The 22,918-nt window shown below is 69.7% G+C and carries 16 protein-coding genes, 3 pseudogenes and 1 riboswitch; of the genes and pseudogenes, 1 reads left to right on the top strand and 18 read right to left on the bottom strand.

Translation table 11 applies throughout. The annotated features are described in order from the left end of the window. Nucleotides 1-28: 28 nt before the first annotated feature. From tyrS to QUE33_RS02080, 14 genes and pseudogenes are all read right to left on the bottom strand, one after another. Nucleotides 29-1,330 carry a tyrosine--tRNA ligase gene (gene tyrS / locus QUE33_RS02145; RefSeq protein WP_286303003.1) on the bottom strand — a complete coding sequence of 434 codons (1,302 nt, stop codon included), beginning with the start codon at nucleotides 1,328-1,330 and terminating at the stop codon, nucleotides 29-31. Nucleotides 1,331-1,373: 43 nt separating this feature from the next. Beyond that, entirely contained in the window at nucleotides 1,374-2,123 is a 750-nt protein-coding gene (locus tag QUE33_RS02140) for a hypothetical protein (RefSeq protein WP_286301658.1), read from the bottom strand. Beyond that, the gene (locus QUE33_RS02135) at nucleotides 2,120-2,764 is read right to left on the bottom strand and encodes a SatD family protein (protein WP_286301657.1); all 645 of its coding nucleotides are present in this window, start codon (nucleotides 2,762-2,764) and stop codon (nucleotides 2,120-2,122) included. Before QUE33_RS02135 ends, QUE33_RS02140 begins: the two co-directional genes overlap by 4 nt. Before the next feature lie 88 nt (nucleotides 2,765-2,852). Then, nucleotides 2,853-4,280: an argininosuccinate lyase gene (gene argH, locus QUE33_RS02130; RefSeq protein ID WP_286301656.1), complete on the bottom strand. Its 1,428-nt coding sequence runs from the start codon at nucleotides 4,278-4,280 to the stop codon at nucleotides 2,853-2,855. Next, a complete protein-coding gene (gene argF / locus QUE33_RS02125) occupies nucleotides 4,277-5,212 on the bottom strand; it encodes an ornithine carbamoyltransferase (protein ID WP_286301654.1) in 936 nt (311 codons plus the stop codon). The genes argH and argF overlap by 4 nt, the downstream gene beginning before the upstream one ends. Further along, the gene (locus tag QUE33_RS02120; RefSeq protein ID WP_286301652.1) at nucleotides 5,209-6,411 is read right to left on the bottom strand and encodes an acetylornithine transaminase; all 1,203 of its coding nucleotides are present in this window, start codon (nucleotides 6,409-6,411) and stop codon (nucleotides 5,209-5,211) included. The genes argF and QUE33_RS02120 overlap by 4 nt, the downstream gene beginning before the upstream one ends. Beyond that, nucleotides 6,408-7,306: pseudogene (gene argB / locus QUE33_RS02115) on the bottom strand (acetylglutamate kinase). Before argB ends, QUE33_RS02120 begins: the two are co-directional and overlap by 4 nt. Further along, entirely contained in the window at nucleotides 7,303-8,460 is a 1,158-nt protein-coding gene (gene argJ / locus QUE33_RS02110; RefSeq protein ID WP_286301650.1) for a bifunctional glutamate N-acetyltransferase/amino-acid acetyltransferase ArgJ, read from the bottom strand. The pseudogene argB and the gene argJ overlap by 4 nt, the downstream one beginning before the upstream one ends. Next, nucleotides 8,457-9,524 carry an N-acetyl-gamma-glutamyl-phosphate reductase gene (gene argC, locus QUE33_RS02105; RefSeq protein WP_286301649.1) on the bottom strand — a complete coding sequence of 356 codons (1,068 nt, stop codon included), beginning with the start codon at nucleotides 9,522-9,524 and terminating at the stop codon, nucleotides 8,457-8,459. Before argC ends, argJ begins: the two co-directional genes overlap by 4 nt. 425 nt (nucleotides 9,525-9,949) lie before the next feature. Further along, the gene (locus QUE33_RS02100; RefSeq protein ID WP_286301648.1) at nucleotides 9,950-11,887 is read right to left on the bottom strand and encodes a bifunctional hydroxymethylpyrimidine kinase/phosphomethylpyrimidine kinase; all 1,938 of its coding nucleotides are present in this window, start codon (nucleotides 11,885-11,887) and stop codon (nucleotides 9,950-9,952) included. Next, nucleotides 11,884-12,743: pseudogene (thiM, locus tag QUE33_RS02095) on the bottom strand (hydroxyethylthiazole kinase). The gene QUE33_RS02100 and the pseudogene thiM overlap by 4 nt, the downstream one beginning before the upstream one ends. Beyond that, a riboswitch (TPP riboswitch) is annotated at nucleotides 12,734-12,827 on the bottom strand. It overlaps the preceding pseudogene by 10 nt. A gap of 21 nt (nucleotides 12,828-12,848) precedes the next feature. After that, nucleotides 12,849-15,352: pseudogene (pheT, locus tag QUE33_RS02090) on the bottom strand (phenylalanine--tRNA ligase subunit beta). After that, the gene (gene pheS, locus QUE33_RS02085) at nucleotides 15,352-16,407 is read right to left on the bottom strand and encodes a phenylalanine--tRNA ligase subunit alpha (RefSeq protein ID WP_286303001.1); all 1,056 of its coding nucleotides are present in this window, start codon (nucleotides 16,405-16,407) and stop codon (nucleotides 15,352-15,354) included. Before pheS ends, pheT begins: the two are co-directional and overlap by 1 nt. Nucleotides 16,408-16,468: 61 nt before the next feature. After that, nucleotides 16,469-17,872 carry a GntT/GntP/DsdX family permease gene (locus tag QUE33_RS02080; RefSeq protein ID WP_286301647.1) on the bottom strand — a complete coding sequence of 468 codons (1,404 nt, stop codon included), beginning with the start codon at nucleotides 17,870-17,872 and terminating at the stop codon, nucleotides 16,469-16,471. A gap of 152 nt (nucleotides 17,873-18,024) precedes the next feature. On the opposite strand from QUE33_RS02080, the gene QUE33_RS02075 reads away from it, so the two are divergent. Then, nucleotides 18,025-19,485 carry an FGGY-family carbohydrate kinase gene (locus tag QUE33_RS02075; RefSeq protein WP_350226546.1) on the top strand — a complete coding sequence of 487 codons (1,461 nt, stop codon included), beginning with the start codon at nucleotides 18,025-18,027 and terminating at the stop codon, nucleotides 19,483-19,485. Between the two features lie 53 nt (nucleotides 19,486-19,538). Here the strand turns inward: QUE33_RS02075 and QUE33_RS02070 are convergent, their stop codons facing one another. The 4 genes from QUE33_RS02070 to QUE33_RS02055 all read right to left on the bottom strand — a co-directional run bounded on the left by QUE33_RS02070 (nucleotide 19,539) and on the right by QUE33_RS02055 (nucleotide 22,904). Beyond that, nucleotides 19,539-20,486 carry an amino acid ABC transporter permease gene (locus tag QUE33_RS02070; protein WP_286301645.1) on the bottom strand — a complete coding sequence of 316 codons (948 nt, stop codon included), beginning with the start codon at nucleotides 20,484-20,486 and terminating at the stop codon, nucleotides 19,539-19,541. Continuing rightward, nucleotides 20,483-21,139 (bottom strand): amino acid ABC transporter permease, encoded by a 657-nt coding sequence (locus QUE33_RS02065; RefSeq protein ID WP_286301644.1) that lies wholly within the window; start codon nucleotides 21,137-21,139, stop codon nucleotides 20,483-20,485. Before QUE33_RS02065 ends, QUE33_RS02070 begins: the two co-directional genes overlap by 4 nt. 72 nt (nucleotides 21,140-21,211) lie before the next feature. After that, on the bottom strand, nucleotides 21,212-22,126 hold the full coding sequence (locus QUE33_RS02060) for a glutamate ABC transporter substrate-binding protein (protein ID WP_286301642.1): 915 nt from the start codon (nucleotides 22,124-22,126) through the stop codon (nucleotides 21,212-21,214). A gap of 31 nt (nucleotides 22,127-22,157) precedes the next feature. Further along, a complete protein-coding gene (locus QUE33_RS02055; RefSeq protein ID WP_378761964.1) occupies nucleotides 22,158-22,904 on the bottom strand; it encodes an amino acid ABC transporter ATP-binding protein in 747 nt (248 codons plus the stop codon). Nucleotides 22,905-22,918 lie beyond the last annotated feature (14 nt).

Here is a 22,918-nt window from a genome sequence, read left to right as displayed (position 1 = left end):
CGGAGACACCGGCAGTCGAAACGGCGCCTCAGCCGAGGAAGATGCCGGCGAGGGTCTTCTTGCCGCGGCGCAGCACCGAGACGCCTCCCGGCAGCGAGCCCTGCACAGTCGCCGAATCGTCGGCTACCCGCTCGCCGTCCAGGCTGACCCCGCCCTGCAAGATCGCCCGCCGCGCCTCGGACACGCTGGAGACCAGCCCTGCCGCCACCAGCGCCTCGGATACCGGAGTGCCGGCGGTGACCGTCGCGTTCGGCAGCTCGTCGAGGGCGGTGCGCAGGGTGGCCGCGTCCAGTGCGGCCAGATCACCCTGGCCGAACAGCGCCTCGGATGCCGCGATCACCGCCGCGGTCGCCTCGATGCCGTGCACGGTCGCGCACACCTCGAGGGCGAGGCGCTTCTGAGCGGCGCGCCGGAACGGCTCGGTCTCGACCAGAGTCGCGTACTCCTCGATCTCGGCGCGCGTGAGGAAAGTGAACACCTTCAGCCGGTCCACGACATCGGCATCCGCCGTGCCGAGCCAGAACTGGTACATCCGGTACGGGCTGCACATCTCGGCATCCAGCCAGATCGCGTTGCCCTCGCTCTTGCCGAACTTGGTGCCGTCGCTGTTGGTGATCAGCGGCGTGCCGATCGCGTGCGCGGAGACCCCTTCGACGCGGTGGATGAGGTCGGTGCCGCTGGTGAGGTTGCCCCACTGGTCGGAGCCGCCGGTCTGCAGCACGCAGCCGTACTGGCGGTAGAGCTCGAGGAAGTCCATCCCCTGCAGGATCTGGTAGCTGAACTCCGTGTAGCTGATCCCGGCATCCGAGTTCAGCCGCGCGGCGACGGCATCCTTCTTCAGCATCGTGCCCACACGGTAGTGCTTGCCGATCTCGCGCAGGAAGTCGATCGCGCTCAGCGGCGCCGTCCAGTCGAGGTTGTTCACCATGCGCGCGGCGTTCTCGCCCTCGAAGCTCAAGTAGCGCTCGACCTGTGCCCGCAGGCGACCCACCCACTCCTCGACGGTCTCGCGGGTGTTCAGCGTGCGCTCGGCGGTGGGCCGCGGATCGCCGATGAGGCCGGTCGAACCGCCGACCAGACCCAGCGGCCTGTGCCCGGCGAGCTGGATGCGACGCAGCGTGAGCAGCTGCACGAGATTGCCCAGGTGCAGGCTGGGAGCGGTGGGATCGAAGCCGCAGTAATACGTGATCGGGTCTCCGCCGAGCAGGGCGCGCAGCGCCTCCTGATCCGTGGACACGTGGACGAGGCCGCGCCACAGCAGTTCATCCCACACGTTCTCGAACGCGGGGTCGAGCGCGACGGCACTGGTGGTGAGGGCGGCGGTCGTCAGAGCGGTATTCGACACGCGCTCCAGGCTACCAGCGGGAATCCGCTCAGCTGCGCGCACCCCACCACACCAGCAGCGCACCCGCCAGCGCGGTCACCCAGCTGACCAGGCTGCCGACGAGGAAGTACTCCGCACGGGCACCGGTCTCGCCGTCCTTGGAGATCTCGGGGAACCTCACGATGCCCTTCGCCGCGAGCATCGCCGCGAGCAGGGGGTATGCAGACACCAGCGTGAGCGCGAGGACCAGGATGCGCTCCAGCGGTCCGATCAGGCGACCGCCCTGGAAACCGGTGGCGGGCGGCTGCGGCTGGCGCAGACGCCCGCCGCGCAGTGCTCCGCCCAGGTCGGCGGGCCGCCAGGTGCCCTCGCGATCCAGAACCGCCCGGACGACGAGGTTGGCCGACTCGGTCGCGAAGAGCACGACCCCCAGGGCGAGCACGGCGACGTCGAATCCGAGATCCCCGGCCGGCGAGCGGACGCTCCACACCTCGCCGATGAGTCCGGGAGCCTCGCGGACCGGCATGAGCACAGTGGTCACGAAGACGACACCTGCCAGCACCGCCGCCGGCCAGAATGACGCTCGTCCCGTGGCATCCAGCGGCACCGTCCACAGCCACAGGCCGGACAGCACGCAGGCGATGATGGCGGGAACCAGTGCGGCGCTGCAGGCGCCCAGCCCGATCACCGCGACGACGAGCAGGGACAGCAGAACGATGCGGACACCCCTGTGGAGGACGAAGCGGCGCACCAGATCGGATGCGCCGATGGCGGTCAGCGTCAGGGCCGCGAGGATCATGCGCTCGCTCCTGTGAGCAGCACGAGCCCCTCCAGCAGCGCGGTCGCCCCCGAACCGTGCAGGGACTTCGACACCGCCGGCTGCGTGATCCCCTCCTGCTCAGCCAGCACACGCTGGGACAGCCCGCCGAAGCGCCCGTATGCCAGCCGTCTCTCACGCTCGCTCATGCGCGAGACGATCTCGTCCCGGGCGAGCAGGTAGGCGTTGGATGCGGTGATCACGGTGTCCATGACCTCAGTCTGACCGGGGGCACCGACGATCCAGGTGCGTGAGGTCGGCACCGCGCGCTGCTGGCGTGCATGCGTGTCCTCGATCGCCTCCCGGGCGGCCCACCATCCCGGGCCGTCGGAGAGTTCGCCGTGCTGGGAGTCGATCCGGCGGATCATCCCCACGCCCAGCCCGAAGCGGAACTCGACTCCGCCCGGCAGCGCCAGCTGCAGCAGGAGCAGCGAGGCGAGAGCATCGTCGAGCGTGCGGTAGACACCCTGCTGCTCGTCGCCCACTGTGGGCCGCAGCGCCTGTTCGGCCAGCGGATGCTCACTCTCCACACGGGCGATCGCCTCGTCGAACGCACGCTGGGCCGAGGCGCGGTCATCGAGCCGGCGTGAGCCGACGATGTCTGCGATCACTGCGACCACCATGTGATAACCGTATCACGAATTATCCAGAATAATAACTAGAATGATTATATTCGTGGAATATGCTCGAGGTCGTGGATCCCGGTCGTCCTCAGAGCCCCAGCGCGTGCGCGGCCGCCTGGGTGCGCGCCACCAGTTCCGCACGCTGCTCGGCGACCCGAGCCGGCGCCGTGCCGCCCGCCCCCGTGCGGGACGCGACCGATCCCTCGATCGTGAGCACCTCGCGGACCCCGGGCGTCAGATGCTCCGAGACCGAGCGCAACAGCTCGTCATCGGCATCCTCCAGCCCGATCCCGCGCTGCTCGCATGCACGCACCAGCGCGCCCGAGATCTCATGCGCGTCGCGGAACGGCACGCGCTGCGTGACGAGCCATTCGGCGACATCGGTCGCCAGTGAGAAGCCCTGCGGCGCGAGCTCGGCCATCCGCACGGTGTCGAAGCGCAGCGTGGCGACCATGCCCGCGAACGCCGGCAGCAGCACCTCGAGCGTCTGCACCGAATCGAACACCGGTTCCTTGTCCTCCTGCAGATCGCGGTTGTACGCGAGCGGGAGGGCCTTCAGCGTCGCCAGCAGGCCGGTCAGATTGCCGATCAGACGGCCCGACTTGCCACGGGCGAGCTCCGCGATGTCGGGGTTCTTCTTCTGCGGCATGATGCTGGAGCCGGTCGAGTAGGCGTCGTCGAGCGTGACGAAGCCGAACTCGCGCGTGTTCCACAGGATGATCTCCTCGGACAGGCGCGACAGGTCGATGCCGGTCATCGCCACGATGAACGCGAACTCGGCGACCACGTCGCGCGCGGCCGTGCCGTCGAGGGAGTTCTCGGAAGGCCGATCCAGGCCCAGCTCGCTGGCCACGAGCGCGGGATCCAGGCCCAGCGTGGAGCCGGCCAGCGCTCCGCCGCCGTACGGCGAGAAGCCCGCGCGGCGGCGCCAGTCGACCAGACGCTCGAGCTCGCGCACCAGCGGCCAGGCGTGCGCCTGCAGGTGATGGGCGAGCAGCACGGGCTGGGCGTGCTGCAGATGGGTGCGCCCGGGCAGGACGGCATCCGGGTGCGCCTCGGCCTGTGCGACCAGCGCGTCGATCACGCGCAGCACCTCGCGGGCGATCACCCTGGCATGGTCGATCAGGTACATCCGCACGAGGGTGGCGATCTGATCGTTCCGGCTGCGCCCGGCCCGCAGGCGGCCGCCGATCTCGGGGCCGATCTCGGCGATCAGCGCCTTCTCCAGCGCACCGTGCACGTCCTCATCGCCGGGATCGGGCCGCAGCGTACCGTCGGCGATCCTCGCGGCCAGCGCATCCAGGCCGGCGTGCATGACGCGCGCCTGCTCTGCATCCAGATACCCGGCGGCCTCCAGCGCCTTGGCGTGCGCATGCGAGCCGGCGATGTCGTACGGCGCGAGCACCCAGTCGAAGTGCGTGGAGCGGCTCAGCTCCGCCAGTTCCGGCGAGGGTCCGCCGGCGAACCGTGCACCCCAGAGCGCGCCCTCGTTCGTGCCGTGCGTCTCGTCCGTCACTTCGCCTCCTCCTGCTTGCCGAGCAGCCACACCAGCAGGGCCTTCTGCGCGTGCAGCCGGTTCTCGGCCTCGTCCCAGACCACGCTCTGCGGACCGTCGATGACCTCGGTGTCGACCTCGTAGCCGCGGTCGGCGGGAAGGCAGTGGATGAAGATCGACTCGGGGTCGGCGAGCGCCATGATCTCGGAGGTGACCTTGTAGCCACCCAGATCGCGCAGGCGCTGGATCTTCTCCTCCTCCTTGCCCATCGACACCCAGGTGTCGGTGACGACCACGTCGGCGCCGAGCGCGGCCTCGCGGGGATCGGTCAGCAGGGTGACCGACCCGCCGGTCTCGGCGGCGCGCTTCTCGGCGGAGGCGACCACATCGGCGCGCGGAGCATAGGACGAGGGCGAGGTGATCCGCACGTGCATCCCCGCGGTGACCCCGGCGAGCAGGTAGGAGTGCGCCATATTGCTGCGCCCGTCTCCGAAGAACGTGAGCGTGAGGCCCTTCAGCTGTCCCTTGTGCTCGCGGATCGTGAGCAGGTCGGCGAGCAGCTGGCAGGGGTGGAAGTCGTCGGAGAGCGCGTTGACGACCGGCACGCGGGTCCCCCGGGCCATCTCCTCCAACCCCGACTGGGCGTAGGTGCGCCAGACGATGGCCGCCACCTGGCGCTCGAGCACGCGGGCTGTGTCGGAGGGTGTCTCCTTGCCGCCGAGCTGGCTGCTGGCCGTGGAGATGATCAGCGGAGAGCCGCCCAGATCCGCGATCCCCACGGCGAAGGACACCCGGGTGCGGGTGGACGACTTGTCGAAGATCACGGCGACGGTCTGCGGACCGGCGAGCGTCTTATTCGACCAGCGGTCCTTCTTCAGCTCGACCGCGAGATCGAGCACCTCGCTCTGCTCGGCGGGAGTCAGGTCGTCATCGCGAAGCAGGTGTCGGGTCATGCGAGGTTCTCCAGGGTGTCGGATGCGGATGCGACGGCGTCGAGCGCCGCGCGGAACAGGGTGAGGAACTCGGTCACCTCGGCATCGCCGATGGTGTACGGCGGCGCGATGCGGATGACATCGCCGGTGGGCGCGTTGATGATCAGCCCGCGCTCGTGAGCGGCCTGACGCACGTCGGCGGCGACCGGCGCCGACAGACGGATGCCGATGAGCAGCCCGGCACCGGTGGTGCCGGTCACCAATGGCAGGTCGGCGACCCCGGCGCGCAGCTGCGCTCCGCGGGCGTTGACGTTGGCGAGCAGGTTCTCGTCCTCGATGTGGCCGAGCACCGCGTTCGCCACGGCACTGGCCAGCGGGTTGCCGCCGAACGTGGAGTTGTGCGTGCCCGGGTAGAACAGCTCACTGGCCGAGCCGAAGGTGATCATCGCACCGAGCGGGAAGCCGGCGCCGATGCTCTTGGCGAGCGTGACGGCATCCGGGGTGATCCCCTCGCGCTGGAAGGCGAACCACTCCCCGGTGCGACCGGAGCCGGTCTGCACCTCGTCGAGGATGAGCAGCGCGTCGTGCTCGGCGGTCAGCTCACGCGCCCGGCGCAGGAATCCCTCCGGCAGCTCCACGACGCCCGCCTCGCCCTGGATGGGCTCGACGATCATGGCCGCCACTCCCCCGGCGGCGAAGGCTGCCTCAAGGCTCGCGATGGAGCGCTCGACGGTGACCACGCCGGGAACGGCAGGCAGGAAGGGGTCGCGGTACATCGCCTTCGGTGTCAGCGACAGCGTTCCCATGGTGCGGCCGTGGAACGCGCCGTCCACGACGAGGATGGTCGTACGGCCGGTGGGGTTGCCGTGCAGCCTGGCGAGCTTGATGGCCGTCTCGTTCGCCTCGGTGCCGGAGTTCGCCAGGTACACGCGGCCCTGCTCGCCGGTGCCGGCCAGGCGCTTCAGCCGCGCTGCCAGCTCCAGCTGGGGCGGGGAGGCGAAGTAGTTCGACACGTGCGAGAGCGTCGCCGCCTGCGTCGAGACCGCCTCGACGAACACCGGATGCGCGTGGCCGAGGCAGTTCACCGCGATGCCGCCGAGGAAGTCGAGGTAGCGGTTCCCGTCGGCATCCCACACCCACGACCCCTCGCCCCGGGTGAGCAGCGCGAGGCGCCCGCCCAGGGTCAGCAGATCGCGACTCGCGTCGTCGTTCCAGGTCATGATGCCACCACTTCCGTACCGATTCCCTTGCTGGTGAACAGCTCGACGAGCACCGAGTGCGGCACCCGTCCGTCGATGATGGCCGCCGCGTCCACGCCGCCCTGCACGGCGTCCAGGCAGGCGCGCATCTTCGGGATCATCCCGGACTCCAGCGCCGGCAGCATCTCGGTGAGCGCGTCGGCGGCGATGTGCGAGACCAGCGAGTCGCGGTTCGGCCAGTCGGCGTACAGCCCCGCGACGTCGGTGAGGATGACGAGCTTGCGGGCGCCGAGTGCGACGGCGAGAGCCGCCGCCGCGGAATCCGCGTTCACGTTCAGGGACTGGCCGGGATGGTCGAGATCGGGGGCGATCGAGGAGACCACCGGGATGCGCCCGGCGGAGAGATGATCGAGCACCGGGGTCGGGTCGACCTGCACCACGTCACCCACCCGGCCGAGATCGACCTCCTCGCCGTCGATGATCACGCCGCGGCGGCGACCGCCGAACAGTCCGGCATCCTCGCCGCTGAGCCCGGTGGCGATGGGACCGTGCGAGTTGATCTTCGCGACGAGGGTCGGATTGACCTGCCCGGTGAGCACCATGCGCACGACGCTGATCGCCTCGGTGTTGGTCACCCGGTAGCCACCCTTGAACTCGCTGGGGATGGCGAGCCGGTCGAGCATGTTCGAGATCTGCGGCCCCCGCCGTGCACGACGACAGGCTGCACGCCCACGTAGCGCAGGTATGCGATGTCCTGCGCGAAGGCGTCCTGCAGCTCCTCGGAGACCATCGCGTTGCCGCCGTACTTGACGACGACGATCTGGTCGCGGAAGCGCTTGAGCCAGGGCAGCGATTCGATGAGCGTGGCGGCCTTGACGGCGGCCTCCTCGGGTGCGGTCAGCTGAAGGTCGGTCATGAGGCGTATGCGCTGTTCTCGTGCACGTAATCGTGGGTGAGGTCGTTGGTGAGGATCGTCGCGGTGGCCTCGCCGGCCTTCAGATCGATCTCCAGGCGCGTCGCACGCGGGGTGAGGTCGACGTCCTCGCGGGGCCGGTCGGGGCCGCCCGCGGAGCAGACCCGCACGCCGTTCATCGTCACGTCGACGTCGTAGGGGTCGAACTGCGCGGCGGTGGTGCCGATGGCCGCCAGCACGCGACCCCAGTTCGGGTCGTTGCCGAAGATCGCCGCCTTGAACAGGTTGTTGCGGGCGACCGAGCGGCCGACCTCGACGGCCTCCTCCTCGGTGGCGGCGTGCTGCACCACGATGGTGATGTCGTGGCTGGCACCCTCGGCATCCGTCTGCAGCTTCTGTGCGAGCTCGCCGCACAGCTCGCTCAGCGCGGCGGTGAAGTCGTCGAGATCGGGGTGGATGCCGCTGGCACCGCTGACGAGCAGCGTGACCTGGTCGTTGGTGGACATACAGCCGTCGGAGTCGAGCCGGTCGAAGCTCACGTTCGTCGCGCGGCGCAGCGCGGCATCGGCCTCGGAGGCCTCCAGGTCGGCATCCGTGGTGATCACCACGAGCATGGTGGCAAGTCCCGGTGCGAGCATGCCCGCACCCTTCGCCATGGCGCCGATGGTCCACCCGTCGCGGGTGAGGACGGCGGTCTTGGAGACCGTGTCGGTGGTCATGATGGCCTCGGCCGCGAGCTGTCCGCCATCGGCGCTGAGGCTTGCGATGCCGCGCTCGACGCCGTCGAGCACCTTGCCACGGAACACCTCGTCGCCGGTGCCGATCAGTCCCGTGGAACAGACGAGGACATCGCCGGCGCTGACATCGAGCAGTTCGGCGGCCTTCTCGGCGGTGAGGTGCGTGGTCTGGAAGCCGAAAGCACCGGTGAAGCAGTTCGCCCCGCCGGAGTTGAGCACGATCGCCTCGACCGTGCGGTCGGCGATGACCTGCTGCGACCACAGGATCGGGTTCGCCTTGGCGCGGTTGCTGGTGAACACCGCGGCGCCCACCTTGCGCGGCCCGCGGTTGACGACGACGGCGACGTCCGGCTTCCCGGTGCTCTTGAGCCCTGCGGCGACGCCGGCGGCGTCGAATCCCTGGGGTGCGGTCACGCTCACGGCGCTACTCCGTTCACGGTGAGGGCGCGGTCCTCCGGAAGGCCCAGCGCGAGGTTCATGGACTGCACGGCCGCGCCGGCGGTTCCCTTGACGAGGTTGTCGACCGCGGTGACGACGACTACGCGGTTCGCCGCACGGTCGATGGCCAGCCCCATCAGCGCGGTGTTCGCGCCGAGCACGTCTGCGGTGCGGGGGAAGGAGCCCTCCGGCAGCAGCTGCACGAAGGTCTCGTCGCCGTAGGCACTCTGCCAGGCGTCGCGGATCTGGGCATCCGTGGCACCTTCGGCGATCGGCGCGGTGCAGGTGGCGAGGATCCCGCGCGCCATCGGCACGATGACCGGGGTGAAGGAGACCCGGATGCCGTCCGGCGCGGCGCCGGAGGCTGCAGCGAGCGCCTGCCTGATCTCGGGGATGTGCCGGTGCGTGCCGCCGACGGCATAGGGGTTGGCGGTGCCGAGCAGTTCGCTGCCGAGCAGGTGGGGCTTCAGGCTCTTGCCCGCGCCGGACGGACCGACGGCGAGCACGCTGACGATGTCGCCCGGGTCGATGACGCCGGCTGCGACGCCGGGCGCAAGACTCAGGCTGACCGTCGAGGCGTTGCAGCCCGGTGCGGCGATGCGCCGTGCGCTGCGGAGCACCTCGCGCTGCTTCGTGCCGGTTCCGGAGCCGGCGTCCACGAGGAGTTCGGGGACGCCGTATGCCCACGGCTCGTGGAAGTCGCCGCCGTAGAACGCCGCCCAGGCGTCCTGCGAGGTGAGGCGGTGGTCGGCGCCGGCGTCGATGACCAGCGGCGTCTCGCCCAGGGCATCCGTGTACTGACCGGACTGTCCGTGCGGCAGGGCGAGAACCACGACGTCATGGCCGGCGAGGACCTCCGGTGTGGTGTCCTGCAGGGTGAGGTGCGCGAGCGAGCGCAGGTGCGGTTGATGCTGGATCAGCGGCTGCCCCGCGTTCGAATGCGCGGTGACGGTGCGGATCTCGATGTCGGGGTGCGCGGCGAGCAGCCGCAGGATCTCGCCTCCCGCATAGCCTGATGCGCCGGAGACGGCGACGGAGTACGTCATGCTTCCACCTTAACGGTCGGTGTGCGCCCGATGACGGGCCTGGCCGGAGCGGCGACACCGGCATCCGACTCGTACCGGGACGGCACGGGCTGCGCGGGGTCGCCTAGATTCGGCGGCCGACACGGCGTCGACGCGCGCTCGGGAACCGCGAAGCGGGAGCGAGGACGACCGAAGGCATGACGCGACAGTAGCGTCGAAGCCGCAGCATCCGCAAATCGACGCGTCACAGTCGGGACGCCCTCACAGGTCGAAGAAGGCCCGTTCGTGCTCCGCCGAACGACGGAACGCGCGATGCATGCGTTCTCGGCGCTCGTCGTCGGCTGCGGCCGCCGCCCGGGTGACGAAGCCGATGGCCTGTTCGGTCGCGACGGCGAAGGCGGGATCGGCGTACGTGGACAGCCAGGAGGCGAACGGATGCCGATCGCTCAGCGCATGCTCCCCGAACTCCCCGCGTGCAGCCGAACACCCAGATCGGTGTACAGCCAGAAGCAGGGCAGGGCTGCGGCGATCAGCACCGCGTGGTCTCCGCTGAACGCCGCGGCGCGCAGGTGGTCGAGGTAGGCGGTGTTCACCGCGCTCGGCTCGGCGGAGAACGTCGTGGCAGAGGTGCCGGTGTCGGGGGTCAGCCAGGATGCGTGCAGTTCGAGCTCGCCGGCGATCGCCCCCTGCGCCGACTGCGCCCAGAACGCCTGCTCCTGGGTGCTCGGCGCCAGCCGGGCCGCTTCCGCGAGCACCCGCGCGTACTCGCGCAGGTACAGGGCATCCTGGGCGAGGTACCCCAGGAATCGGTCTCGGCCGAGCGTGCCGTCGGCGAGGGCGCGGATGAACGGCAGCGCGTCGATGTCGGCGCGCACCTCCGCGATGCTCACCCACCACGCGTCGCGGACATCGTCGGGGCTCGGACGGGTCTCCAGGGCACCGCGCTGCCACAGTCCGGCAAGATGGCTGACCGGGCCGTTCCCGCGGCCCACGTCCAGCGTCCCGGCGGCACGCAGCGATTCGCGCAGCCATTCGCGGGCGCCCGCGACGGCCTCCGGCCAGTCCTTCCCGCGGGCACTCAGGGTGGCCAGGGCCGACGACAGCGAGCAGCCCGTGCCGTGCGTGCTGGTGGTGTCGATGCGCGCGCCGCGATGCTCCACGATCACGCCGTCGGCGCCGACCAGGGCATCCGGCGTCTGATCCCCGGCAAGGTGCCCGCCCTTCGCGAGCACGAGGGCGCCGGTGCGCGCGGCGACCTGCTGCGCGGCCGCCAGCGCCTCGGGCCAGTCGCCGACGCGGCACCCCGAGAGCACCGCCAGCTCGTCGAGGTTCGGGGTGAGCAGATCCGCGTGGGAGGCGAGGTCGAGCAGGGCGGCCTCGGCGTCCGAATCGAGCAGGCGGTCGCCGCTGGTGGAGACCATCACCGGGTCGAGCACGACCGTGTCGGGCCGGCGCGCCGCGAGCCAGTCGCCGACGGTGCGGATGACCTCGGCATCCGCGAGCATCCCGATCTTCACCGCGTCGATCTCGATGTCGTCGGCGACGGCATCGAGCTGTGCGCGCAGGAAGTCGGCGGGCGGCACGTGCACCCCGCGCACTCCGCGGGTGTTCTGCGCGGTCAGCGCCGTGATCGCCGCCATGCCGTAACCGCCGTTGGCGGCGATGGCCTTCAGATCGGCCTGGATCCCCGCGCCTCCCGAAGGGTCGCTCCCGGCGATGCTGAGCACCCGGGGAGGGCGCTGCCCGCGCCAGGCACGACGGAATGCGCGGGCGGCGGCGTGTGGATCCTCGACCGCGCACAGCGCGGACACCACGGCGACCCCTGCCGCGCCGGCCTCGCGCAGCGCCGTGACGTCGTCGATCCCGATGCCGCCGATCGCGACGGCCGGGACCGGGCTGAGGGCTGCCAGTGTCCTGAAGCCCGCGACGCCGAGTGCGGGCGGATGGTCGGGCTTCGTGCTGGTCGGGCGGATGACCCCGATGCCGACGTAGTCGACGGTGCCCGGCGGCAGGGCGCGCACGGCGTCGAGGTGAGCGGGTGTGTTGGCGGTGAGGCCGATGAGGGCGTCCGGTCCGAGCGCCTCGCGAGCGGCGCGCACGGAGGCATCGGACTGCCCGAGGTGCACCCCGTCGACACGGGCGCCGCGGGAGCGGGCATCGACCGCCGCCTGCAGACGGTCGTTCACCACGAGCAGTGCGCGGCCGGCGATCGCGTGCGACAGCTCGACGAGCAGGTCGACGGTCTGGGCATCCGAGGCGTCCTTGTCGCGCAGCTGCACGATGGCGACACCGCCCGCAACAGCCTCCCGGACGGTGGCGACGACGCCGCGATCGCCGCAGAGCGCCGCATCCGTCACGAGATACAGCGAGAGGTCGGCGTTCATGCGGCGACCTCCCGCATGCGGGCGGCGGAGACGACGTCCGCCGGTTCGATCGCCGCGAGCGCGTCGAGGAGGGTCGCGGCGAAGCTGCCTGGCCCGGATGCCGCGGCCGCCGCACGTTCCGCCGCCACCGTGTACACGAGGGTGGCGGCGGCGATCGCGGTGAGCGCATCGGCACCGGTGCCACGGGCCGTGCCGAGGAAGGCCGCCATGACGGCTCCGAGAGCGCATCCGCCTCCGGTGACACGGGTGAGCAGGGCATCGCCGTTCGCGACGCGGATGACACGCCGCCCGTCGGTGATCAGATCCACCTCGCCGGAGACGGCGACCGTGCTCCCCACCGTTCGGCCAGGGTGCGCGCCGCGTCGGCTGCGGCTTCCGGTGTGTCCGTGGCATCGACGCCCCTGCCGCCCGCGCTGAGGCCGGCGAGGGCGAGGATCTCGGAGGCGTTGCCGCGGATGGCCGTCGGCCGCAGGGCCGCGAGCTCGCCGGCGAGCCCCGTGCGCACCGGCAGCACGCCGATGGCGACCGGATCGAGCACCCACGGCGTTCCTGCGGTGTTCGCCCCCGCCGCCGCCTCCAGACTTGCGGCGCGCTGCTCGGGCGTGGGCGTGCCGAGGTTGATCAGCACACCGGAGGCCGCCCCGGCGAACATCCCGGCCTCGCCGACGATGTCGACCATGGCGGGCGCGGCCCCGAGCGCCAGCAGCACGTTCGCGGTGAACCCGGTCACCACCGAGTTGGTGATGCAGTGCGTCAGCGGCGGCGCGGCACGCAGGCGCTTCAGCAGGTCGGCGGCGGCCGAGACGGGATCGGCGGACGAGGGTCCTCCGGTGGGCAGGTACGACGTATCGCTCATGGCGACATCCCTTCGCTAGTACGAGCTAGATCAGGTTCGACGGGTGTGATCTCAGCCGCGGATGCGGCACCCCGTGTCACTGCCGGTGAGTCTACCGGGAAGCGTTCAGTCGCGGATGCCGGCTCCGAATCGCTCTGCGGTCACAGCGACGCCCGCGAGCTTCGCCTCGGTCGCCTCGGCGGCGGTGAGAGTGCGATCGGATGCCCGGAAGCGCAGCGCGAAGCTCAGGCTCTTGCGCCCCTCGCCCACGCCCTCGCCGCGATAGTCGTCGACCAGGGTCGCCGACTCGAGCAGCTCGCCCGCGCCCTCGATAAGCGCGGCACGCACCTCGGATGCCGGAACCCCGGCATCCACCACCAGCGAGACATCCTGGGTTGCGGCCGGGAACGTCGACAGCGATGCGGCGACCACGCGTTCGCCCGCGAGCGTCAGCACACGGTCGAGATCGAGCTCCAGCACCATGACGCGGCCGGGCAGATCGGCATCCGCCGACACCTGCGGGTGCAGCTCGCCGACGTAGCCCACGTCTTCGCCGCGCACGCTGAGCACACCCGCGCGTCCGGGATGCAGCGCCGCGCGCTGGGTCTGGGCCACGTCGATGTCGACGCCGGCTGCGACGCCGATCACGCGCACCGCGTCGAGCGCATCGGACACCTCCACGTGCTCGGCGCTGCGGCCGGGCTGGCGCGGAGTGATGTTCCCGGTGAGGAGCACGGCCAGATGCCGCGGCTGCGGGGGATCGACGCGTTGAGGTGCGCGAGCGTCTCATCGCTCGGTCGCTGCCCCAGCGGTGGGATGAAGTCCGTGCCGTAGGTCACGCCCGCCTCGGGAGCGAACACGACGCCTGTCTCGAAGACCGCCAGATCCACCAGTCCGCGCGAGATGTTGCGATGCGCGATCTGCAGCAGACCGGGGATCAGGGAGCGGCGCAGGAAGGGGACCTGCCCGTCGAGTGCATTGGCCAGCCGGATGCTGGGCAGGTGCTCGCCGGTGGCCGAGCCGTGCAGATCGTTCTGCTCCTCGGTGGTGAACGGGAACGCCGGGGTCTCGACGAAGCCCGCCGCAGCCAGTGCATCCGCGACCCGCTTGCGACCCTGCTGCAGCACGGTGTACCCGCGACCGGAGGGCGGGGTGGGCAGCACGGAGGGGATCCGGTCGAGTCCGTGGATGCGGGCGACCTCCTCCACCAGCGTCCACTTGTCGGTCAGGTCGGGGCGCCAGCTCGGCGGGATGACGAACCAGCCGCCGTCGTTCGCCGTGACCTCGGCGCCGATCATCTCCAGCGCGCCGACGATCTCGTCATCGCTGTAGTCCACCCCGACCACGCCCTGCGTGAAGCCGCGCGGCAGATCGATGCCGGCGATCTCTACCTTGGTGAACAGCGCACCGCCCTCCTCGGTGAGCGTGCCGCCGGCCAGCTCCACCATGAGGTCGGCGACGCGACGCGCCGCGACGAAGGGGATGAGCGGGTCCACCCCGCGCTCGAAGCGCTTGGAGGCCTCGCTGGGCAGTTTGTGCCGGCGGGCGGTGCGTGCGATCGTGACCGGGTCGAACGTCGCCGCCTCGATCAGCACATTGCGGGTGGTGCTGCTCATCTCTGTGGTGCCGCCGCCCATGACGCCGGCGAGGCCGATCGGGCCGGAGCCGTCGGTGATCAGCAGATCCTCGACGTGCAGCGCCCGGTCGTGGCCGTCCAGTGTGGTCATCCGCTCGCCCTCCTGGGCGCGACGCACCACGATGCCGCCCTGCAGCCTGTCCAGGTCGTAGCCGTGGATCGGGTTGCCGAGCTCGAGCATCACGTAGTTGGTGATGTCGATGAGCACGCCCAGCGAGCGCATCCCGGCCAGCCCCAGCCGCGCGATCATCCACGGCGGGGTCGGGCGCGACGGGTCGACATCACGCACCACGCGGGCGACGAACTCGCGTGCCCCGACGTTGCCGCGGATGGGGTTGCGGTCATCGACGCTGATCGAGAAGCCGGAGCCCGGCTGCAGCTCGGAGAAGTCGCGCTCGGCCGGGTCGCGGAAGGCGGCGCCGGTGGCGTGGGAGTACTCCCGGGCGACGCCGCGCAGCGAGAACGCGTACCCGCGGTCGGGGGTGACGTTGATCTCGACGGCCACATCGTCCAGGTGCAGCAGCTCGATGGCATCCGTGCCGACCTCGGGATCCAGCCCCAGCGTCGACAGCACGATGATGCCGTCGTGCTCGTCACCCAGCCCCAGCTCACGGGCCGAGGCGATCATGCCGTCGGAGACGTGGCCATAGGTCTTGCGCGCCGCGATCGGGAAGGGGCCGGGCAGCACGGAACCCGGCAGCGTTACCACGACCTTGTCCCCCACGGTGAAGTTGTGCGCGCCGCACACGATGCCGCGGACGCCGCCGTTGGCCTCGCCGACGTCCACCTGGCACCAGTTGATGGTCTTGCCGTTCTTCTGCGGCTCGGGCGTGAGCTCGAGGACGCGCCCGACGACGACAGGACCGGATATCTCGAAGCGGTGGATGTCCTCCTCTTCGAAGCCGACCGACACGAAGGATGCCAGCACATCCTCCGGCGTGGCATCCGCGGCCACCTCGACGTACTCGCGCAGCCAGGAAAGCGGAACGCGCATCACACCACCATCCCGAACTGCTCGCTGAAGCGCACATCGCCCTCGGCCATGTCGCGCATGTCCTTCACATCGCTGCGGAACATCAGGGTCCGCTCGATCCCCATCCCGAACGCGAAGCCGCTGTACTGCTCGGGGTCGATGCCCGCCGCACGCAGCACGTTGGGATTGACCATTCCGCATCCGCCCCACTCGATCCAGCGCGCGCCGCCCTTGAAGGTCGGGTGCCACAGGTCGAGTTCGGCGGAGGGCTCGGTGAACGGGAAGTAGTTGGTGCGCAGGCGCGTCTTGGCCTCGGGCCCGAACATCTGCCGCGCGAAGTGATCCAGCGTGCCCTTCAGATGCGCCATCGTGATGCCCTTGTCGATCACCAGGCCCTCGAACTGGCTGAACACCGGCAGGTGGGTGGCGTCGAACTCGTCGGTGCGGTAGGTGCGGCCGGGGCACAGCACGTAGATCGGGAGCTCGCGGTCGAGCATCGAACGCACCTGCACGGGGCTGGTGTGCGTGCGCATCACCAGGTGACGCGAGGTCGGGTCGACGTAGAAGGTGTCCTGCTCCTGGCGGGCGGGGTGGTCCTCGTCGAAGTTGAGCGCATCGAAGTTGAACCACTCGTGCTCGAGCTCCGGGCCCTCGGCGATCTCCCAGCCCATGCCGACGAACACATCGCACACCTGCTCCTGCAGCAGCGTCAGCGGATGACGTGCGCCCACCCGCGAGCGCGAGGCCACAGCGGTGATATCGACGCGCTCCGCCTCCAGACGCGCGGCGGTCTCGGCCTCGGCGAGCTCGGTCTCCCGTGCGGCGAGCGCCTGCGAGACCCGTCCCCGGCCCTGGCCGATGAGCTTGCCGAATGCGGCCTTGTGCTCGGGTGCCACCTGGCGCATCGATGCATTCAGCACGGCCAGCGGGGAGCCCTCGGCGATGTGCGCGGCGCGGGCGGCCTTCAGCTCTGCGGTATCGGATGCCGCGGCGATCGCCGCGAGCGCGGCGTCGACGGCGGACTCCACCGCCTCCGGTGTGATCTGGGGTGTTTCGGGAGACTCTGACACGAGAATCGAGTCTACCGGCGCGCGAGCAGGGCTCCCGCGCCGGTGGACGACTGCATCACGGGACGGATCAGACGATCAGGCCGAGCAGAAGCACGCCGAGCAGACCCACCACCGAGACCGCGCACTCCATCAGGCTCCATGTCTTGAAGGTCTGTCCCACGGTCAGGCCGAAATACTCCTTCACCAGCCAGAAACCGGCGTCGTTGACATGCGAGAGGAAGACCGAGCCCGCACCGATGGCGAGCACCATCAGGGCGACGTGCGTGCTGCTGAGATCACCGGCCAGCGGTGCCATGATCCCCGCGGCGGTGATGGTCGCCACCGTCGCAGATCCTGTCGCCAGGCGGATGAACACCGCGACCAGCCAGCCGGCCAGCAGCAGCGGCATGCCCGAGCCGGCGATGCCGTTGCCGATCACCTCGCCGACGCCCGAATCCACCAGCGTCTGCTTGAAACCGCCGCCCGCGCCCACGATCAGCAGGATCGAGGCGATCGGGGCGAACGCGTCGCCGGTCTCTTTGGCGACCTCGCCCATGGTGCGCCCGAGCGCGGTGCCCAGCACGATCATCGCGTACAGCGAGGTGATCAGCAGCGCCTGCAGGGGCGTGCCGATGAAGACCAGGATCTGACCGAGCACGCTGTCGTCGAACCCGGTCGATCTCACGATCGTCATCAGCAGCATCAGCACCACCGGCATCAGCACGACCGACAGCGCGACGCCGAATGCGGGCCGCCTGCCCTCGCGTTCGCTGACCGGCGCGAGCAGCGTGGTGGATGCCTGCACCGGCACCCAGCGCGCCATGGGCTTGGCGAGCACAGGACCGGCGATGATCACCGTCGGGATCGCGACGAGCAGCCCCAGCGCGAGGGTGAGACCCAGGTCTGCGCTCAGCGCGTCGATGGCGATGAGCGGCCCGGGGTGCGGCGGCACGAGGCCGTGCAGGGCGGAGAGTCCCGCCAGCGCCGGGATGCCGACGAGGATGACGGGGAGCCCCGCCCGCTTCGCCACCAGCATCACGATCGGGATCAACAGCACGACACCGACCTCGAAGAACAGCGGGATGCCGATGATGAACGCCGCCAGCGCCATCGCCCAGGTCAGTCGTTTCAACGGCGTCTTGGCGAGGATCGTGTCGACGATCTCGTCGGCGCCGCCGGACTCCGTGAGGAACCGGCCGATCACCGCGCCCAGCACGATCAGCACGCCGACGCCGCCGACCGTGTCGCCCAGACCTTTGGAGAACGAGGTGAACGCGTTCTCGAAGCCCATGTTCGCGGCGACAGCCATCACCGCCGCGCCGAGGATCAGGGCGAAGAACGGATGCATCTTCACCCAGACGATCAGCACCACGATCAGCACGATCGAGATGACGGCGGCGATGATCAGCTGCGCCGTGCCCGCAGCCGGCTGCACGGTCTCGGCTGCGAAGACCGCGTTCAGGGCGGATGCCCCACCTGCCAGTGCATACATGTGGTGCTCCTCACTGCGGCCGGTCGCCAGCGACTCGGAACCGCACGGCACACGATACTCGCCGGTAGGATCGGCGACGAGAGGGACTCACAGGACGAGGTGCCACGCATGAGAGACGAGCAGATCCCGACCACTCGGAGCATCGCACTGGCATCCGCATCTGCTCCCTACGTGCTGGCGGTCGACATCGGCTCCGGATCCACTCGCGCCTGCCTGTACGACGCGTACGCACGCCCCATCAAGAAGCATCTGGTCAAGGCCGACCACGCCTTCGTCGAGTCGGCCGACGGCACGGCCGAAGTCGATGCCGATCGGATCGTGCGCGAGGTCGGCGCGGTCATCGACGGAGCACTGAAGGGCGTGGAGCCCGGGCTGGTGCGCGCGGTCGCGATGGACACGTTCGCGTCGTCGCTGGTCTGCGTGGATGCCGAGGGCGACGCGCTCACCCCTGTTTCACCTATGCGGACTCCCGTTCGGCCGAGCACCTGGCACGGCTGCGGACGCGGCTGGACGAGGCCGCCGTGCACCAGCGCACCGGCACGCGCCTGCACACCAGCTATCACCCGCCGCGGATGCTGTGGCTGCAGGACGAGTTCCCCGAGGTGTTCGCGAAGACGGCGAAGTTCCTCTCGCTCGGCGAGTACGTGTACGCGAAGCTCGCCGGCGTCTCGGGCGCTGCGACCTCGACCATGGCGTGGGCGGGCATCCTGAACCGGCACACCTGCGAGCTCGATGACGAGCTGCTCGAGGCCGTGGGCGTGGACCGCTCCCGGTTCGCTCCGCTGATCGATCCGGACGAGCCGATCACCGACGTCTCCGCAGAGGCGATCCGGCGGTGGCCGGCGCTCGACGGCGCCGCCTGGTTCCCGGCCGTCCCGGACGGCCTGGCCTCGAACATCGGGGTCGGCGCCGATGACCCGAGCATCGCCGCGATGTCGGCGGCCACCTCCGGAGCCATCCGGGTGATCGTCGACGGCACCCCCGAGGTGCTCCCCACGGGTCTGTGGGCCTACCGGGTGTCACGCTCGCAGTCGATCGTCGGCGGTGCGCTCAACGACGTCGGGCGCGTCACACTGTGGCTGCAGAGTACGCTGGCGCCGCTGTCGTACGAGGAGATCGACGAGGTGCTCCGCGCCGAGCCCGTCGAGGGCACGCCGCTGGTGCTGCCGTTCCTCACCGGCGAGCGCGCCACCGGCTGGGCGGGCGATGCCCGGGCAGTGCTCACCGGCGTCTCGTCGGCGTCCGGACCCCGCGAGCTGTGGCGCGGCGCGGTGGAGGGCATCGCCGTCTCCTATGCCCGGGTGTTCGAGCAGCTGCGCGAGGTGAGCCCGGACATCGCGCGGGTCATCGCCTCGGGAGGTGTGACCGGCGCGTACCCCGGCTTCATGAATCCGGTCGCGCAGGCTCTCGGCTTCCCCGTGCAGGTCGTGGACGTCAAGCGCGTGACCATGCGCGGCACCGCGGCTCTCGCCCTGTCGGCGCTGCAGAGCGGGCATCCGCTCGCGAGGATCCCGCAGACCGACCTGACGACGCCGGATGCTGGGCAGCGGCCCTACTATGACGAGCTGCGCGCACGCTTCGAACGCGTCTACGACAGCGTCATCGCGGACTGACACGAGGGGGCGGGCATCCGATCGGATGCCCGCCCCCTCGCTCCCTCCGGAGATCAGGACCCCTCGCACTCAGAAGCCCCCGGTGCGTTCCCCTGATCGAACTTGCCGGTCCCGCGCTGCATCGCGATCACCTCGGTGACCGTCGAACCCTCGTGGATCCGGGGATCTCCGCCGCCGGCATCGGGGGTGTACCCCTTCAGCTTCGGCGAATGCCGCGTGCGGATCTCGAGCCACTTCGCAACGCCCGACAGGATCAGGCACATCGCGATGTAGATCGCGCCGATGACGATGGCGGACTGCAGGATCGGCCGGGTCGGGTGCGCGGTGAGCTGCTTGGCGTAGTACAGCAGCTCCGGGTAGGTGATGATGAACCCGAGCGCGGTGTCCTTGAGCGTGACGACCAGCTGAGCGACGATCACCGGGAGCATGGCGCGCACGGCCTGCGGAAGCAGGATCAGCGACATCACGCCGCTCTTGCGCAGGCCGATCGCGAAGCCGGCCTCCTTCTGCCCCTTCGGCAGCGCCTCGATGCCGGCACGCAGGGTCTCGGCGAGCACAGAGCCGTTGTAGACCATCAGCCCGATCACGACGGCCCAGTACGGATCCATCTTCACACCGAGCTCAGGCAGCCCGTAGTACAGCAGCATCATCATGACCAGCACCGGCACGGCGCGGAACAGCTCGGTGATGACCGTGACGGGCACCCGCACCCAGGCGTGGTCGGAGAGCCGGCCGATGGCCAGCACGAAGCCGAGCACCAGGCTCAGCACGGCGGCGGTGGCGAACGCCCCCACCGTCTTGCCCAGAGCGGTGGTGATCCCGATCCACACGTTGCTGAAGGTGAACACGTACCAGCGGTCGGCGTCGAACTGCCCGGTCACGGCGAAGCGGAAGACCACGAAGCCGAGCACCGCGAGCACGAGGGCGATGGTGACCACGGCCACGACGCGGTTTCGGATGATCGCCCGGGGGCCGGGCACATCGTAGAGGACGGAAGTCATCGCGCGATCCTCCACTTCTTCTCCAGATGCTGCTGAGCCCAGCTGAGCAGCATGACGAGGGCGACGAACACGACAGCCACCCAGAGCAGCACTTCCATCGAGGTACCGGGCCGGTCGTGCGAGTCGTAGATGGTCGAGCGCAGCGCAGCGAGCTCGGCGACCGAGAATCCGGCGGCGACGGTGGTGTTCTTCAGCAGGGCGATGAACACGCTCATCATCGGTGGGACGACCGAGCGGAACGCCTGCGGCAGGATGACCAGCGTCATCACCTGCCCGAACGGCAGCCCGATCGCTCGGGCGGCCTCGGCCTGGCCGACCGGGACGGTGCTGATGCCGGCGCGCAGCACCTCGGCCACGTAGGTGGCGGTGTACACGCCGATGGCGATGATGCCGAGCACGGTGTTCGACAGCTTCGGCAGCCCCAGCTGCGGGTAGCCGAACACGAAGATGAAGAAGATGAGGGTGAGCGGGGTGTTGCGGATGAGATTCACATATCCGGTGCCCACTGCGCGGGCGATCGGCACCGGCGCGACGCGCATGGCGCCGACGATCGTCCCGAGGACCAGCGCGATCACACCGCCGAAGGCGAACACCAGCAGGGTGTTGCCGATCGCCTGACCCCAGAGGTCGAGGTTGCCGAAGATGGCATCCATGCCATCCTCCTTCTTCTCGATGGGCGACCCCGTGGATGCGGGACCGCCCATCAGTGATGAACGACGGCGCGGTCAGTCGACCTCGGGCTGGTCGACCTTGATGCCCGACTTGCCGAGGTTCTTGTCGAAGATCTTCTGCCAGATGTCGTGACCATCGGTGAAGAGCGTGTTGATGTGGTCCTTGAGCACCTCATCGCCCTTCGGGATGCCCACGCCGTAGCGCTCCTCGGTGAACAGACCGCCGACGATCTTCAGCTCGTCGGGGTGCTGCGCGGCGTAGCCGATCAGGATCGCCTGATCGGTGGTGACCGCGTCCACGGAGCCGCTGAGCAGGTCCTCGACGCAGCCGGAGTAGATGTCGTACTCCTTGGTCTTGATCTCCGGGTAGTTGGCCTTGATGTTCTGGATCGGCGTCGAGCCGGTCGCCGAGCAGACGGTCTTGCCGTTCAGGTCGGAGAGGTCCTTGACATCGTCGATGCCGCTGTCCTGGCGCACCAGCAGACCCTGCCCGGTGATGAAGTAGGGACCGGCGAAGTCGATGTCCTGCTTGCGCTTGTCGGTGATCGAGTACGTGCCGACGTAGTAGTCGACGTCGCCGTTCTTGATGGCCTGCTCACGGTTGGCCGAGGCGATCGGCTTGTACGTGATCTTGTCCTCGTCGAAGCCGAGCGAAGCCGCGATCCAGCGGGCGATGTCGACGTCGAAGCCGCTGCGCTCGTTGGTGGTCGGGTCGAGGTAGCCGAGTCCGGGCTGATCCTCCTTGACGCCGACGGTGACGCCGCCGTTCTTCTGCATCTTCTCGAACGTCGGGCTGCCGTCCAGGGAGACGTCGCTGGCGACCTCCCAGATGGCCGAGTCGCCGCCGTTGTCACCGCTGTCGCCCGAATCCGAGCCGGGTGTGGACGGGGTGCCGCTGTTGCAGGCGGTGAGCGCCAGGAGCGCCGTCGCTGCGATTCCGATTCCCGCGAGTGCACGTGTGCGTCGCATTGTTTTCTCCTTCTTGTGCTGTGGACGGAGGTCAGTGGGTGAGGAGCTTGGACAGGAAGTCCTTGGCGCGGTCGCTCTTCGGGTGCAGGAAGAAGTCCTCGGGCGTCGCCTCTTCGACGATCTGCCCGTCGGCCATGAAGACCACGCGGTTGGCGGCCTTGCGGGCGAAGCCCATCTCGTGAGTGACGACGATCATCGTCATCCCCTCCTTGGCCAGCCCCACCATGACGTCGAGAACCTCATTGATCATCTCGGGGTCCAGCGCACTGGTGGGCTCGTCGAAGAGCATCACCTTCGGGTGCATGGCCAGTGCGCGGGCGATCGCCACGCGCTGCTGCTGACCGCCGGAGAGCTGGGCGGGGAGCTTGGAGGCCTGCTGGGCGACACCGACGCGCTCCAGCAGCGCCATCGCCTCCTTCTCGGCATCCGTCTTCTTCAGTCCCCGCACCTTGATCGGACCCAGGGTGACGTTCTCGAGGATCGTCAGATGCGCGAACAGGTTGAACGACTGGAACACCATGCCGACCTCGGCGCGCAGCTCGGCGAGTCCCTTGCCCTCGGCGGGCAGCGGCTTGCCGTCGATGCTGATCGTGCCACTGGTGATGGTCTCCAGCCGGTTGATCGTGCGACACAGCGTGGACTTGCCCGACCCGGAGGGACCGATCACGACGACGACCTCGCCCTTGTCGACCGTGAGGTTGATGTCCTTCAGGGCGTGGAACTCGCCGTAGTGCTTCTGGACGTTCTCGACGACGACCAGCGATTCGGCTGTGCTCATTGTGCGCCTCCCAT

It is taken from the genome of Microbacterium suwonense (assembly GCF_030296555.1).
GTDB classification, from domain to species: domain Bacteria; phylum Actinomycetota; class Actinomycetes; order Actinomycetales; family Microbacteriaceae; genus Microbacterium; species Microbacterium suwonense.
Note: the sequence above shows the minus strand (reverse complement) of the source record. Positions and strands in the feature narration are given on the sequence as shown.

What these genes read in the sequence shown, in the direction of transcription:
- QUE33_RS02140 (WP_286301658.1), bottom strand. Translation starts at nt 2,123, where the DNA reads ATGATCCTCGCGGCCCTGACGCTGACCGCCATCGGCGCATCCGATCTG.
- QUE33_RS02135 (WP_286301657.1), bottom strand. Translation starts at nt 2,764, where the DNA reads ATGGTGGTCGCAGTGATCGCAGACATCGTCGGCTCACGCCGGCTCGAT.
- argF (WP_286301654.1), bottom strand. Translation starts at nt 5,212, where the DNA reads ATGACCCGACACCTGCTTCGCGATGACGACCTGACTCCCGCCGAGCAG.
- QUE33_RS02120 (WP_286301652.1), bottom strand. Translation starts at nt 6,411, where the DNA reads ATGACCTGGAACGACGACGCGAGTCGCGATCTGCTGACCCTGGGCGGG.
- argC (WP_286301649.1), bottom strand. Translation starts at nt 9,524, where the DNA reads ATGACGTACTCCGTCGCCGTCTCCGGCGCATCAGGCTATGCGGGAGGC.
- QUE33_RS02100 (WP_286301648.1), bottom strand. Translation starts at nt 11,887, where the DNA reads ATGAACGCCGACCTCTCGCTGTATCTCGTGACGGATGCGGCGCTCTGC.
- QUE33_RS02080 (WP_286301647.1), bottom strand. Translation starts at nt 17,872, where the DNA reads ATGTATGCACTGGCAGGTGGGGCATCCGCCCTGAACGCGGTCTTCGCA.
- QUE33_RS02070 (WP_286301645.1), bottom strand. Translation starts at nt 20,486, where the DNA reads ATGACTTCCGTCCTCTACGATGTGCCCGGCCCCCGGGCGATCATCCGA.
- QUE33_RS02065 (WP_286301644.1), bottom strand. Translation starts at nt 21,139, where the DNA reads ATGGATGCCATCTTCGGCAACCTCGACCTCTGGGGTCAGGCGATCGGC.
- QUE33_RS02060 (WP_286301642.1), bottom strand. Translation starts at nt 22,126, where the DNA reads ATGCGACGCACACGTGCACTCGCGGGAATCGGAATCGCAGCGACGGCG.
- QUE33_RS02055 (WP_378761964.1), bottom strand. Translation starts at nt 22,904, where the DNA reads ATGAGCACAGCCGAATCGCTGGTCGTCGTCGAGAACGTCCAGAAGCAC.